This window comes from Flavobacterium crassostreae (assembly GCF_001831475.1).
In the GTDB taxonomy this organism is placed as follows: Bacteria; Bacteroidota; Bacteroidia; order Flavobacteriales; family Flavobacteriaceae; genus Flavobacterium; species Flavobacterium crassostreae.
Genome location: NZ_CP017688.1, coordinates 2,841,424 through 2,854,925 on the forward strand (window position 1 = coordinate 2,841,424; position 13,502 = coordinate 2,854,925).

12 protein-coding genes, 5 tRNA genes and 2 pseudogenes are annotated in these 13,502 nt (G+C 34.3%); 6 read left to right on the top strand and 13 right to left on the bottom strand.

What is annotated here, in order from left to right; all coding sequences use genetic code 11:
- Positions 1-212: 212 nt before the first annotated feature.
- The 5 genes from LB076_RS12530 to LB076_RS12550 form a co-directional block, all read right to left on the bottom strand.
- Entirely contained in the window at positions 213-1,100 is an 888-nt protein-coding gene (locus LB076_RS12530) for an ORF6N domain-containing protein (protein ID WP_066336704.1), read from the bottom strand.
- 6 nt (positions 1,101-1,106) lie between these two features.
- The gene (locus LB076_RS12535) at positions 1,107-3,188 is read right to left on the bottom strand and encodes a type IA DNA topoisomerase (RefSeq protein ID WP_066336701.1); all 2,082 of its coding nucleotides are present in this window, start codon (positions 3,186-3,188) and stop codon (positions 1,107-1,109) included.
- 60 nt (positions 3,189-3,248) lie between these two features.
- The gene (locus tag LB076_RS12540; protein WP_066336698.1) at positions 3,249-4,706 is read right to left on the bottom strand and encodes a DUF3945 domain-containing protein; all 1,458 of its coding nucleotides are present in this window, start codon (positions 4,704-4,706) and stop codon (positions 3,249-3,251) included.
- Positions 4,707-4,790: 84 nt separating this feature from the next.
- Positions 4,791-5,099 carry a helix-turn-helix domain-containing protein gene (locus LB076_RS12545; RefSeq protein WP_066336860.1) on the bottom strand — a complete coding sequence of 103 codons (309 nt, stop codon included), beginning with the start codon at positions 5,097-5,099 and terminating at the stop codon, positions 4,791-4,793.
- Positions 5,100-5,372: 273 nt separating this feature from the next.
- Complete coding sequence (locus tag LB076_RS12550; RefSeq protein WP_066336696.1) at positions 5,373-6,218, bottom strand: RteC domain-containing protein; 846 nt, start codon at positions 6,216-6,218, stop codon at positions 5,373-5,375.
- Between the two features lie 239 nt (positions 6,219-6,457).
- Here LB076_RS12550 and LB076_RS14100 point away from each other — a divergent pair.
- The 5 genes and pseudogenes from LB076_RS14100 to LB076_RS12570 all read left to right on the top strand — a co-directional run.
- Positions 6,458-6,734, top strand: a pseudogene (locus LB076_RS14100) (hypothetical protein); the annotation flags it as partial.
- Between the two features lie 45 nt (positions 6,735-6,779).
- Positions 6,780-8,156 (top strand): exonuclease domain-containing protein, encoded by a 1,377-nt coding sequence (locus LB076_RS12555; protein ID WP_066336694.1) that lies wholly within the window; start codon positions 6,780-6,782, stop codon positions 8,154-8,156.
- Positions 8,157-8,433: 277 nt separating this feature from the next.
- A pseudogene (locus LB076_RS12560) lies at positions 8,434-8,724 on the top strand (plasmid mobilization protein); the annotation flags it as partial.
- 283 nt (positions 8,725-9,007) lie between these two features.
- Complete coding sequence (locus LB076_RS12565) at positions 9,008-9,394, top strand: hypothetical protein (RefSeq protein WP_232505657.1); 387 nt, start codon at positions 9,008-9,010, stop codon at positions 9,392-9,394.
- Positions 9,395-9,438: 44 nt separating this feature from the next.
- Complete coding sequence (locus LB076_RS12570; RefSeq protein WP_066336689.1) at positions 9,439-9,726, top strand: helix-turn-helix domain-containing protein; 288 nt, start codon at positions 9,439-9,441, stop codon at positions 9,724-9,726.
- Between the two features lie 72 nt (positions 9,727-9,798).
- On the opposite strand, the gene LB076_RS12575 is transcribed toward LB076_RS12570, so the two are convergent.
- The 6 genes from LB076_RS12575 to LB076_RS12600 form a co-directional block, all read right to left on the bottom strand.
- Positions 9,799-11,019: a site-specific integrase gene (locus LB076_RS12575; RefSeq protein ID WP_066336686.1), complete on the bottom strand. Its 1,221-nt coding sequence runs from the start codon at positions 11,017-11,019 to the stop codon at positions 9,799-9,801.
- A 260-nt stretch (positions 11,020-11,279) separates the two neighbouring features.
- Positions 11,280-11,367 (bottom strand) — tRNA-Ser (locus tag LB076_RS12580).
- 82 nt (positions 11,368-11,449) lie between these two features.
- A tRNA-Lys gene (locus tag LB076_RS12585) sits at positions 11,450-11,522 on the bottom strand.
- Positions 11,523-11,590: 68 nt separating this feature from the next.
- Positions 11,591-11,673: transfer RNA gene (locus tag LB076_RS12590), tRNA-Leu, on the bottom strand.
- 39 nt (positions 11,674-11,712) lie between these two features.
- Positions 11,713-11,785, bottom strand: a tRNA-Lys gene (locus LB076_RS12595).
- A gap of 39 nt (positions 11,786-11,824) precedes the next feature.
- A tRNA-Lys gene (locus LB076_RS12600) sits at positions 11,825-11,897 on the bottom strand.
- Between the two features lie 127 nt (positions 11,898-12,024).
- Between LB076_RS12600 and LB076_RS12605 the strand changes: the two genes are divergently transcribed.
- Entirely contained in the window at positions 12,025-12,543 is a 519-nt protein-coding gene (locus LB076_RS12605) for a shikimate kinase (RefSeq protein WP_066336684.1), read from the top strand.
- Here the strand turns inward: LB076_RS12605 and LB076_RS12610 are convergent.
- Together LB076_RS12610 and LB076_RS12615 are read right to left on the bottom strand one after the other, a co-directional pair.
- The gene (locus tag LB076_RS12610) at positions 12,535-13,035 is read right to left on the bottom strand and encodes a phosphoribosyltransferase domain-containing protein (protein ID WP_066336680.1); all 501 of its coding nucleotides are present in this window, start codon (positions 13,033-13,035) and stop codon (positions 12,535-12,537) included. The genes LB076_RS12605 and LB076_RS12610 overlap by 9 nt on opposite strands.
- Positions 13,036-13,071: 36 nt before the next feature.
- On the bottom strand, positions 13,072-13,464 hold the full coding sequence (locus LB076_RS12615) for an RNA-binding S4 domain-containing protein (RefSeq protein WP_066336678.1): 393 nt from the start codon (positions 13,462-13,464) through the stop codon (positions 13,072-13,074).
- Positions 13,465-13,502: the final 38 nt, after the last annotated feature.

The following is a 13,502-nucleotide window of genomic DNA, read 5'->3' on the forward strand; positions in this document are numbered from 1 at the left end:
TCGACTTACACAAATACAAATAACGAAAAATGGACTTTTTTCCACGGCTTTCAGAAATTACCGAGTTGTCAGTTCCTGAAACAAATTCATTTCTTGTTTACCTACTGTATTCTTGTGCACTTTTATGGCTATTCATTCCTTATCTTATGAAAAGAAAACTTAGTTTTGGTCTGAATTTAAATTATTCAAATACAACAAACCCTTCTGAAGTTTCAGAAGGGTTTGTTTTTTAAAATTTGGAACATTCTGCCTAGTTCAATATCCATTCTCGAAAAGGCGAACCATTTTTTACCCATGTCTTTGAGTGATGCTCCAATATGGTAAAGTTCTGTATCGTCAATAATCAAAAAGCGGTCGTGAGCATCGGAAAAAAGCTCGATCTCAATTGGAGGGTATTGGCTGTTGTACCGTTGCAAATCCAATCGTAGCAGATTGCTGATAGTTTTGGTATAAATCATTGCAGTTACATTAGTATTCCGTTTGCCCAACAAAGTAAGAACTGTATCATCCACATAATTATCAAGCAGGATAACAGAACTTTTGGCATTTCGGATAATATCGGACACAAAAGTATAAGCATCAAAAATTTGTCCATTATAGAAAACACCTTTTTCGCTATGTAGTTTGTCGGTTTCCAATGCTTTAAAAATTTCTTCAAAATTCTGGTCGGCTTCTAATTGTTTGAGTTCAATCTTATCCAAACGATGAAAAAGCGAAGCATTACTGATGAGCATTCTACGCATTTCTGCGAAAGCGTTTATAATTTCAATACTGACTTTTATGGCAATTTCTGAACGAAGTACAGCAGAAAGCATTGCAATGCCTTGTTCGGTAAAAGCGTAGGGCAAATAACGTCTTCCGCCGTAATTTAAACTTGAGGTTCCAATTTGGAACCTCAAGTTTTCAACTTCCTTTGCATTCAGTTGAAAGCAAAAAGAAGTAGGAAATCGTTCAGTATTTCTTTTTACGGCTTTATTGAGGTTCTTTGTTTCCACCTGATAAATCTTTGCCAAGTCGCTATCTAGCATAACTTGTTGATCTCTTACGGTATAAATCTGATTTTCAATTTCCTGCCGACTAATGATAGCTTTACTTTCCATTACTTTTTATAGAATTTTTTTTTTCTCAAATTCAAAGGAACTTTCAGCCTTATCATTTAATACGATATAGGCATCGAATTTCTTTCCAGCTTTACTTTTCATCCCTTTAAGCAGAGCCGTTTTGCCTTTCTTGACTAGGCTTTCAATATCAGCAATGCTGATCTGTAGGCCACAAACATTGCGGAACTGTAACCAGTTACAAACTTCATCAGAGCATTTAACTATTTTATCTCTAATAATCAGTTGCTGGGTTTTACATTTTGGGCAAATAAGTTGGGGCAGGTTTTCGTGGATAATATTGGTTTGTAACAATTCATTTGTAATAGATTTTGCATACGTTTCCATTTCCTTTTGAAAAGCCCTTGCATCCGCTTCGTTGTTTTCAATTTTCTGCAATGCCAATTCCCATTCGGCCGTCATTGCCACATCTGCAATTTTGCGGTCTTTAACTAGCTCATAAACCTGCAATCCTTTTTCGGTTGGGATTAAAGACTTCTTTTCCCGTTCGATATAATTGCGAGTAAACAATGTTTCAATAATTGAAGCCCTTGTAGCCGGAGTACCAATACCGATATTTTGAAGGGCTTTACGTTCCTTTTCATTTTCTATTTTCTTTCCGGCACTTTCCATAGCTGACAAAAGCCCTGCTTCGGTATAAAGCACAGGCGGTTTGGTTTCCTTTTCCAAAACGGTGGCCTCCTTGATTTTGAGTTCGTCGCCTTTTTTAAGTTCGGGCAAATCCTGTAAAGTTTCAGTATCATTATCGGAAAAACTACCTTTAATAGAACGCCAGCCAGCTTCTATAACTTTAGAGCCTTTTACGATAAAATCGCAATGCAATACCTGTAATTCGACATTGGTTATCTCTTTGATACAAGATTGTGAAAGAGCTTCAAGTAATCGAAAGGCAATCATATCATAAACAGCATTTTCTTTAACAGATAATGCGGAGGGGATTTTATCTGTAATTAATAATCCGTGATGGTCGGTAACACGCAAGTCGTTCACGATGCGTTTATTAAAACGTCCCCATTTCATTTTTGATACGGCTTGCTTACAGGTTTCTTTGTCCTGCAAAGCTCTAACGAGATTTGGAATTTCAGTCCATATATCTTCAGGAATATATTTACTTCCGGTACGTGGGTAAGTGATAAACTTTTTTTCGTACAAACTTTGGGCAATATTCAGCGTTTCTTCGGCAGAAAGGTTGAACTTTTTGTTAGCTTCCTTTTGTAGTCCTGTAAGGTCAAACAATAAAGGTGGTTGTTCAGTAACGCTTTTGATTTCTACGGATGTAACTGTTGCAGTATTTCCGTTTCTTTCGATAGTTCTCAATGCATCATCTGCCTGCTTTTTATCATCCCATTTGGTTGTAGAAAGGCTTTTAAATGCAATCATTTCCTTATGGTGTAACAATTGTATCTGATAATATTTCTTTATTGAGAAGTTTTTGTTGTCTAGATAACGTTTGCAAATCAAGGCAAGCGTTGGTGTTTGTACTCTTCCGAGCGAATAAATTCCATTTCCAGCAGCTATGCTTAATGCCTGCGTAGCATTAATTCCTACAAGCCAATCGGCTTGGCTTCTGCCTTTTGCAGATTGGTATAATCCGTTAAATTCCTTTCCGTTTTTCAGGTTATCAAAGCCTTGTTTAATCGCCTTTTCAGTAAGTGAACTTATCCATAATCTCTCAAAAGGCTTACTGCATTTAAGGTATTCATAAATATATCGAAAGATGAGTTCGCCTTCACGACCTGCATCAGTAGCTACAATTATGCTATCACATTGATTAAATACTTGCTCAATTACTTTTAATTGCTTTAATGCACCTGTATCAGCTACATAATTTTTGTCCTTTTTCACTTTACGAACGGTTAATAAAAATGGGTTGGGAAGTATCGGAAGCGAGGTTTTCTGAAAACCTGATATTCCGTAATCTTCTGGCATTCCTAATCCGACTAGGTGTCCAAATGCCCAAGTAACACAATAGCCGTTGCCTGTCAGATAGCCATCCTTTTTTTCGGAAGCACCCAACAAGCAGGCTATTTCTCTTGCTACGCTTGATTTTTCTGCAATTATTGCTTTCATATGAATATTTTTATTGTTTTCATTTGTGATATGGAATACCCTAAAGCATTTCATAATTCACTACATTTTTCTACCTTTAGATTTAGCAGGCGCTTGAGGTTTTTCCTGTTGCTCTTGCTGATTTTTATCTTTTGGAGTTTGTTGTTTCGGTTGTAAAGGCTCCTTGATATTCTTTGTTGCTTCATTAGTTTTACCATCCGAATTAACCGCAGTTTGCGTTTTATGAGCTTCAGTAGGTTTCGCTTGTTCTTTAAGCTTATCGGGATTTTGAAAAGAAAAATCGGTTTTATTGGTGTCCTTATTCAACGTGATATAACCTTGATACGGCTTACCTTGCTTATCTGTCAAACCATTGATGTAAATAGTCTGACCAGCTTTGAATTTATCGTATTGCTCATTATCCAATTCCTTACCTCTAAAAGTTCTCGGAACTTCTTGCGAGTTATTTTGCTGATTGTTTTGTCCGTTGCTTTGTGTTTGCTGATTAGTATTGCCTCTATCGAACAGAAATTCTACATAACGTTTGTCTGCATTGAATTGTACCGTTGCTTCAAACTCAGTTCCTTTTTTGGAAATCATTCCCTCTAAATGAAGCGGTTTGCCTTCCATTAAAGTTTGCTTTTGCTCATCATTCAGTTTTACGTTTTTTATTTCATCAGGTATTTTTATGAATTCTGTTTTCAGTGCAATCAATTCATTCGTTAACCTATCCACGCTGATAATTGACGGAATGGTTTCGCCTGTTTTGGAATTTTTCAAATCGACCATACGCCCCATATTTCCTGAATCAAGCAAGTTTTTCTTGTCTTCATCAGTAAACTTGTGTCCGAAAAATTCAAAATTTAAATTCGGCTCTTTACGGATGCCGTGAATGGCGACCACTACCTTACCTTCGTCATTTTGTTGCAAAGAAAGTCGGGCATCCATTCGGGTAACGGCAGTGCCGAGGTTAAGACTTACAGGTACAAGTTCATTGGTTTTAAAACCTTTCAATAAAGGTTCTAATAAGTTCATTTTTTCCAGACGTTCTTTGCCTAATCCAAGATTGTTCATTGTTTCCCAATCAATCTGTTCAGGCTTGTAACGGTATTCGTTATTTTCCGTTGCTTTTTGTGTTGCTTCCATATTGTTTTGATTTATTTGTTTATGTTCAGGATTAACTGTTACCTCATCTTTTTTCATTTTTTTTTCGCCCTCTGGTGTAGGATGATCTACCTGCTTCTGAAGTTCTTTTGCTTTTTCTAAGGCTTTGTCGGCTGGTACTTGAAAGAATGTAAATTTGGTAGGGTCTTTCAGTTGTCTGTAAAAATTGGAGAAGAAGTTAGAAATCAAATCACCTTGTTTGTCCACCCGCATAAATTCGCTTTGGTTCTTCTTGGTGGGGTTAATGGTTTTCATTTTCCCGTTTTCGTCAATACTCTTTACGGCTTGAATTTTCATTTTTTCTTTATCCAACACCAATAATATATCCGATAATTGTTCGGGCAGTTCCTGTTTATTTATTGTTTCGTCATTCATAATCCAAAAAATTTAAAGTTCGATCCCAAATGTAAAATAGGCATTCACTACATTGCTCACAGGTGTATTCAAAGGCAGTGTTTGTCATTTATTTGCGTTCAATTTCTTTATGGGACTATTAAAACTCTCCCTTATAAACTGATGCACATCAGACAACTTGTAATAGAGTTTTCCGCTTATCGTATAATACGGTAGTTTGCCTACTGAACGATAACGCTGAAGCGATCGACTGCTAATTTTTAGCATCTGAAGAAGATCTTGATTATCTAGTAATTCTTCTCCGTCAATAGTATTTCGTTGTTTTTGAACATCATTTATATGTTCATTCAAGATATCAAAGCGATCCATGATACGCTCCATCCATGCTACAAATTCCATTCTATCAATATTCATAAGACTATACTTTATGTTTATATTTTTTTCGATTTGCTTATTGTAAGCTGTGCAAATTTGAGAAGTAGCGCAATAATTGTCTGCCAAGTCTTACCAATTGAAAATGATTATTTTTATTTTTTTCGATATAGGATTAACTTGAGATGTAGTTGTTATTTTGGTTGTTGAACAAGAAATACACGAGAAGATTCCATATTTACCAATTGGCATTTATGGGCATAAAAAAACAGCGTAGTAAAAACGCTGTTTGTAAGTAAATAAGAGATAAGATGATTATAAATCTTTATCCATGTATTCTTCCATAGTTACTTTAAGCTGGTCTAAAAACATAGTTCTAGATCCAGCCCTATCTTTCATTCTGTGAAAGGCATGATGAATGTCTCCTAAAGGAATACGAAATAAATGATGAAAAACTAAGCTGATTTTTCGAATGCCAATTTTTCCATTTGAAATCGCTCCTGACACATGTAAAGCATAAATTAGTTCTATCAGCGCATTTTTAGAACCTGTCCAAAAAAAATCTTTTACAGATTCTGGATTTTGTAATATGAAATCTGTTTTTTGATCAAGATTTACTTTGCTTAATAAATAAGTATAAAGTAATTCATTAGCTATTATTTTAGCTATTTTATAATCATAGTAAGTAGAAAAACTAGAATCTATTTCAAAAACAAAACTGTTAAGTCCAGTATGATAATTTATTTTACCTAACATAAAATATTCTTTATCTCTATCTATTCTTCTTGACCTATAGTACCTATAAAAATCTGAATTGCAGATATGATCTTTATATTCTTGTTTTAGTTCTTCTAATTCATTTGAAAAAAATGTATGGTACATTTGTCCATTATTAACAGGACAGGATGTTTCAATCCTAAATAACTTATTGTAATAAATTAGCTTTCCTAATATTTGAGGTTTTATATTTCTAAAAAAGTCAATCTCTTCAGATTCATCTTTAAAACCTTTTTCTACAATTTGCTTTTTAACTGTAGCTAACAATTGCGTTAAGTATATAATTATTCGTGAGGATTCATCAATTATATTACTTGTTTCCGAAGTAACTTTCATCTCATACTCCTTAATTTCATCAAGTATATTATTTAAACAAATATTCATTATATTTTATTTTTTTTATATCAAAAAACAATTAAACTGCTCCAACGAAAAACATTATAATAAATGAATAAAAAATGGAAGAGTAACTGCTTTAAAATATTTACGTTAAAATTTATGAACAAACTCAATATATAATATTTAATAAAACATTGATTTTTAATGATTTATATTTTATCTAACATAGAATTTAATAAATTATTGTTTAAAGTAAAAAAAATACTATGAAAATATAATTTATTTATTTCGATACCGTACATTTCCCCGATAATCTATTAGAATTTCCCTTTCTAGGTGGTGGATGTTATCTTTTATTAGGTACTGTTGAGGTAGATTATCATTTTCCAACAGTGACAATAACTAAAATGGCAAAGATGCCATTTGTACCTGAACCACGATATATGGATGCTAAAGATCAATACACAAAATCAAATTAAGGAAGATGTAAGTAATACGCAACGCGATCCTTATCCGGAAGAACATCAAATTAATTTACCTCGTTTTCGAATGCAAGAATAATTCAGAATTATTTAAAAGAATCAACAGAAAGTATAAAGGAGTAAGATGAAAAAGATGGAATACGCAATCGTAGATATTGAAACAACAGGCGGAAACGCTCGTGGCAGCCGCATTACCGAAATTGCAATAATCATTCACAATGGAACAGAAATTATAGAACGTTTCGAAACACTCGTGAATCCCCAAAAAGAAATACCAATTCCCATTTTTGCCCTAACAGGCATCAACAATGAAATGGTCAAAAATGCACCACTTTTTGATGCTATTTCCGAAAGAGTTTTAGAATTACTCACAGACCGAATTTTTGTAGCACACAATGTAAATTTTGATTATTCCTTTGTTCGTCACGAATTAGAAGCGTCAGGTTTTAAATGGACCGCTAAAAAACTATGTACCGTCAGAGCAGCTAGAAAAATTAAACCAGGACTTGCGTCCTACAGTCTGGGTAGACTGTGCAAATCATTAGACATTCCATTAGAAAACCGTCACCGTGCAGGTGGCGATGCAGATGCCACAACTATACTGTTTGAACTTTTACTTGAATCGGATGAAGATAAAGTAATAGACCAAATGATTAAGAAAACAGCACAAGATCAACGACTACCTCCAAATCTCCATCCTGATGATTTTAACAACTTACCCGATAAACCAGGAGTATATTACTTCTACAACGAATTCAAGAAAGTAATATATGTAGGCAAAGCCATTAACATAAAAAAGAGAGTAACAACCCATTTCACAGGGCACAGTGTAAATGCCCAAAGGCAAAACTTTTTAAGGGACATACACGCAATTTCGTTTGAAGTCTGTGCCACGGAACTGATGGCATTAATACTAGAATGCACCGAAATCAAAAAGCTTTGGCCAGCCTACAATAGAGCATTAAAAAAGTACGAACCTAAATACGGTTTATACCAATACGAAGCACGCAATGGGTATAAATATCTAGGTATCGGAAAAGTAACAAAGTTTCAAGAGAACCTCGAGCATTTTAGCAGTTTGTATGAAGGTATTAATCTACTACAAAGCTTGGCAAGACAATTTGAAATCGATTACCGTTTTTGCAAATACGATACAACTACTTCAGTAGGATCAGTAGGAATAGTAAAAGACCCAAATGTTTTGAATTTACCCGATGTAGAAAATCACAATGAAAAAGTAGAAAATGCTATTGACTTTTTAAAAAGCAACAAACAAACCTTTGGAATAATAGAAAAAGGCAGAACCGAAGACGAACGCAGCTGTATTTGGGTAGAAAACGGACATTTCTACGGAATGGGATATTTTTCAACAGATGAAGCAATAACTGATCCTTCAGAATTAAAAAATACCGTTACTCTATACAAAAGCAACCAATACATAATGCAACTCATTTTAAAATATTCAGAAAAAAATCCTAGAAAATTATTTCCCATACAATAGACATCAAGAATAAAACAACTAAAAAAATAAAATTTGATTACATATTATGTAATTTTATAAAACAGAAAAACCAATACACAACAATGGACGCAGAAGTAAAAATCATCAGCTAACTATTTAAAAAAGTTTTTGCCATTAACCTCCAAACCATTTACAGGTGCAGACTATAATTCACAAACAAAATGTATGGGAGGCTAAGAGAATCTCTAATTATTCCGTCTCTCAAACTTTAATTAGTTGAAATTCGTTTATTGGAACATCAACAAGTGTACATATTGTAATGGCGCACTTTATTACAGCGTGTGTTTTTCAAAAAGGGATAAAAACAGTCAAGATTGATAAAGCAACAATGGATTATTATATGCGCCTGACTTCTTTCTACAGCCAGTTTAGAGCGCTCGAGGTAAATTACAATCAGGTGGTAAAGATTTTATATCAAAAATTTTCTGAAAATAAAGCTTCGGCATATCTGTACAATCTGGAAAAAAAGACCTCAGAATTTGCCGTTTTATCCCAAAAAATCATATCACTTACTGAGGAATTTGAAGAAAAGCACCTGAAGAAATAGGAACTGCCAATGTTTTATATTTTCTAACAATGCCAAATAAAGTCATTATGTTCCTTTGAAAACAATAAAAAGCTGAGATATACTTTTACTTTTTAAATTCGCTTTACTACTGTAATGAGATTGGAGTCTTAATTACATCAATGCTATTTTGCATTAATGTAGAAATTCTTTGTATGCACTGACAAGGAATACAAAGAAACGATACAGTTCATATTTAAAGAATGATGACTAAATTTTAGAAGCAATGAAAAGGAGTAAGCAAATAGAGTTCTATAATGTTATATTGAAATATGATGAAAGGTTACGATTATTAGAAAACCTAGTCAGCGAAACTGACACGGACAACAAAGTGCAATCTGTTTTTACAAAAGAAAAATGTAAATCCTGTTACAGTAAAATTGACTTTGCTCAGCTCTTTTATATCTTAATGGATGAAGGTCTATTGTTTTTTGATAATGCAGATGAAAAAAATAATAGAAGTAAGTTTCAGCTATTCCTCGAAAATAATTTCACATATGCCGGCGATGATGGGGGACAGTCGAAAATTAAGTCGATCAGCAGACAGTTCTCCGAATGTAAAGGTTATACGTATAAAGGGAAGCAGATTACATTTTTAGAAGAACTCATTACAAAAATGCAGGATAGAAAAAGAAGGCTTCAAAGCTGGTAAGAGATTGTAAAAATAGTTTAGTATCAAAATTTAAATATTTGGTGATGACAAAAAAAGAAAGAAAACTCTCTTTTGTAATGAGAGTAAAACAGATAATAGAGCCTGTACTGGTGAGACTGGAAACAATTGATTCAAAAATCAGCGGATTGGGTAAAGGCGGGGTACCACCTGTATATTACAGAAATGAAGATTTAAAAAAGATATTTGGATTGTCTAGCAATACTATTATAAAATACAGACAGACAGGAATACTCCCATTTACTAAACTGGGGGATATATTTCTGTACGATGCAGCAAAAATAGATAAAATTCTTGACGAAAATAATGGCTAACAAAAGTGAATTTAGTCACAACAATGTCAAAGTAAAGGCTCCAAATTTGGAGCCTTTTTTTTTAAAAGAATTTCACTTGTACTTTAGTTTCAGTTTCTCCATATCTTCCATTATATTAACATCTAAAACTTTAGCATAGTGCTGTGTCTGCTTAATATTTGTATGACCCATCATTGCAGAGACATGTTCGAGACGCACGCCATTTCCTAGAGTGACAGTAGTAGCAAAGGTATGTCTTGAAACATACCAAGTCAGATGTTTATTGATCTCGCATATATCCGCAATCTCCTTTAAGTAAGCATTCATCTTTTGATTTGAAATCTGCGGAAGCAACCCTGTCTGTTTATTTTTATATTTTTCGATCACAGCCATGGCAGGAGGAAGCACGGGTACATTTTCCCTAATCGCAGTTTTTGTCCTATTTGTCATTATCCAAAGGTTAGCGTCATTGTCTTCGAAGAGATTTGCAGGGGTCAGGTTCAAAGCATCCACTGGTGCGTATCCTGTGTAGCAGCAAAAAAGAAATATGTCCCTGACTTTCTGTAGGCGCTCCATAAAGATTGGCTTTTCTTCAATAAGTTTAAGTTCCTGTTGGGTTAGAAATACCGCGTCCTTTACGCTTAATTTTCCGTCGTAGGCATCAAAGGGATTGCGGACAAACAAATCCATCCGTATACAATAGTTGCAGGCTGTTTTGTACATTTTCATATATTTAACCACAGAGTTGTTTTTTATTCCGACCTGCCCCTTAAATGAACTCTCGTACTTTAAGTATTCTTCAAGATTATAAACGAAAGAATTTGAAATTTCGCTGACCGGCATATCTTCTACGGTATAATGTTTTTTCATAAACGCAGTCAAAAGCTCACCACTTCGTTTGTACTTCTGAAGAGATGCAGCTGACCTTTCACCTGCGTCCACTTTTCTTTTGAAGAATTTGTTATGCCGTTGCACAACTTCATTGATTGTTGTTTTACTTGTTTGGATTTTAGATTTTCCTGTAAGTTCGGCTTTAAGCATTTCTAAAGATACCTCGGGATCAATGTTGAAAAGGTGGTTAAATTTTTTCTCGACATTAAGGCGATATAATTCAAGATAATTTTTAAGGATCTTTTCTTTTTCGAGTCGCAGTAGATTCCTGAGGTTGTTGGTGTAAATCCATCTTTCTTTGGAAATAGTTTTTCCTGTGCTGAGAGAAACTCTGTTGGTTTTGTAGGTAATGCGCGCAAATATGGAGCATTCTCCGTTTTTATCTACTTTTTCGGATTTAAGGTAAAAAATTACTTTTAACATGTTTTCTAGTTTTTAAATTAATAAACAAATTGATTTAAAAATTTTGAAGGACACCTCTGTTTACAGGGAATTCCCGGGGAATTCTTTCAATTTAGTACACTTTTTTTTGACGCAAAAATCAAAAAAATAAAAGTGTACTAAAAAGTGTACCATGCTTTGCTCTAATATGTGTTTTTTGACATATTGTAAAAAAGAAAAAACCCTTTAAATACTAGTATTTAAAGGGTTTTGATATTTAAAGTTTCTTTTGAAACTTCTACTGGCGGAGAAAGAGGGATTCGAACCCCCGGACCTGTTACAGTCAACAGTTTTCAAGACTGCCGCATTCGACCGCTCTGCCATTTCTCCAATAAAGCGCAATCCATTATGGATTGCGAGTGCAAATGTAATTATTAATTTGAATACTAAAAAATATAAATCAAATTAATTGTGACCCGACTGGGGCTCGAACCCAGGACCCCATCATTAAAAGTGATGTGCTCTACCAACTGAGCTATCGAGTCAATTTATTTTAACTTTAACATTGAGGTTTTAATTATTTTAAAGCAAAACGGCTACTTAAATTGTATTGTGACCACGGTGGGATTTGAACCCACACGCCCTTACGAGCACCACCCCCTCAAGATGGCAAGTCTACCGTTTCTCCACGTGGCCTTAAATAAAAAGGTCAAGTAAATTTTACTCGACCTTTTGTGACCCGACTGGGGCTCGAACCCAGGACCCCATCATTAAAAGTGATGTGCTCTACCAACTGAGCTATCGAGTCTATGCTTCAAGGATTAATAAGTGTTGATCACTTTAATTGTGACCCGACTGGGGCTCGAACCCAGGACCCCATCATTAAAAGTGATGTGCTCTACCAACTGAGCTATCGAGTCTTATTTATTCGCTTGAATGCGGGTGCAAATATAAGGACTTTATTTGATGTTTTCCAAAGTTTTTTGCATTAAATTTGTCTTTTTTTATTATTTAATCATAACACCTTAATTTGTAAGTATTTATTACATGAAGAAAATCATACTATTAGGATATATGGGCTGTGGCAAGTCAACCATAGCAAAAACCTTATCCAAAAAACTACAACTACCCTTTGTAGATTTAGACGACTATATTATTGAAAAATCAAAAATGTCCATACAAACCATTTTTGAAGAGCTTGGTGAAATCCAATTCAGAAAGATGGAGCACGAGGCTTTAATAGCATTATTAGCGCTAGATCAAACTATAATTATTGGCCTAGGAGGTGGTACGCCATGCTATGCTAACAATCACGAGCTCTTAAAAGCAGAACATGTAGAATCTGTCTATTTAAAAGCTTCTATAGCAACGTTATTTGAAAGACTCTTTACCAATAAAAGCAAAAGACCCCTTATTGCACATATGGATCAGGAGCAAATGAAGGAGTTTATTGCAACGCATCTTTTTGAAAGAAGCTATTTTTATAATCAAGCTAAACATATTGTCTCAGTTGATGAAAAATCAGTTGAGCAAACCGTATTGGATATAGAGGCAGTATTAGCTTAAATAAGCATAGTTTTGCTGGTTATCATCAAACACAACCTGCACGTGCTCTAATAAAGAGGTAGAGAGAGATATGCCTTTAAAATCAGCTTTAACAGGATATTTCTTGTGGTTACGATCTACAAGAACAGCTGTTTTAAATTTTTTTAGAGGCACTTCTAAAAAATGACGCACAGTATAAATCAAAGTAGTGCCAGAGTTTAGCACATCATCAATAAGTATTAAACCCTTATGGACATATTGTTCTTTATTTACAGAGGTAGTTATAGGTTGTTCTGGATGCACTTTATTAATATGTACCTCACACAATACAACCTCTAAGGGAGATATTCTCTTTAATTCTGCGGCTATTTTTTGAGCAAAGACAAATCCATTTTGAGTTATTCCAGCAAGAACAACTTCTTTTTCGTCTACAAAAGTTTCAAAAATTTGATAGGCAATTCGGGTGATTTTATGCTCTATTTCTTGGTGTGTTAAAATAATATTCTTGCTCATTTTATTTTTTTTATATATAAATTTACTTACTAAATTCTATTCTATATCTTCTTGGTCGGGTGTTGTTTCGTTGCCAAAACCATCAATATCTCTTCGGTCTTTTTTGGTAGGCCTTCCGGTGCCGTTTTTTCTGTAATGGTTCTTAGAGAGCTTAAGTAGCTCTAAATGTTGGTACACATCCGCAGGAGTATCATTGCGCCTATAGATATCTACTAGTTTGGCTCCAACACGATTTTCGGGGATATCCAACACGGTTATTATTTGAGTGATTTGGTCTTTCCTAAAAGTGATTTTATCCGTAGGAAAAACCTCCTTGGAAGGCTTTGCAACCAACCCATTTACCGTAACATGATTCTTCTTGCAGGCTTCTGTGACCATGTTTCTGGTTTTGTAATACCGAACACACCATAAAAATTTATCAATTCTCATAAAAATTTTAAAATCAGAGTTAAATAGTTTACAAAAAT

Excerpts from the sequence above, each read along its gene's own strand:
- LB076_RS12530 (WP_066336704.1), bottom strand. The coding sequence starts at position 1,100 with ATGGAAAGTAAAGCTATCATTAGTCGGCAGGAAATTGAAAATCAGATT.
- LB076_RS12535 (WP_066336701.1), bottom strand. The coding sequence starts at position 3,188 with ATGAAAGCAATAATTGCAGAAAAATCAAGCGTAGCAAGAGAAATAGCC.
- LB076_RS12540 (WP_066336698.1), bottom strand. The coding sequence starts at position 4,706 with ATGAATGACGAAACAATAAATAAACAGGAACTGCCCGAACAATTATCG.
- LB076_RS12545 (WP_066336860.1), bottom strand. The coding sequence starts at position 5,099 with ATGAATATTGATAGAATGGAATTTGTAGCATGGATGGAGCGTATCATG.
- LB076_RS12550 (WP_066336696.1), bottom strand. The coding sequence starts at position 6,218 with ATGAATATTTGTTTAAATAATATACTTGATGAAATTAAGGAGTATGAG.
- LB076_RS12555 (WP_066336694.1), top strand. The coding sequence starts at position 6,780 with ATGAAAAAGATGGAATACGCAATCGTAGATATTGAAACAACAGGCGGA.
- LB076_RS12570 (WP_066336689.1), top strand. The coding sequence starts at position 9,439 with ATGACAAAAAAAGAAAGAAAACTCTCTTTTGTAATGAGAGTAAAACAG.
- LB076_RS12575 (WP_066336686.1), bottom strand. The coding sequence starts at position 11,019 with ATGTTAAAAGTAATTTTTTACCTTAAATCCGAAAAAGTAGATAAAAAC.
- LB076_RS12605 (WP_066336684.1), top strand. The coding sequence starts at position 12,025 with ATGAAGAAAATCATACTATTAGGATATATGGGCTGTGGCAAGTCAACC.
- LB076_RS12610 (WP_066336680.1), bottom strand. The coding sequence starts at position 13,035 with ATGAGCAAGAATATTATTTTAACACACCAAGAAATAGAGCATAAAATC.
- LB076_RS12615 (WP_066336678.1), bottom strand. The coding sequence starts at position 13,464 with ATGAGAATTGATAAATTTTTATGGTGTGTTCGGTATTACAAAACCAGA.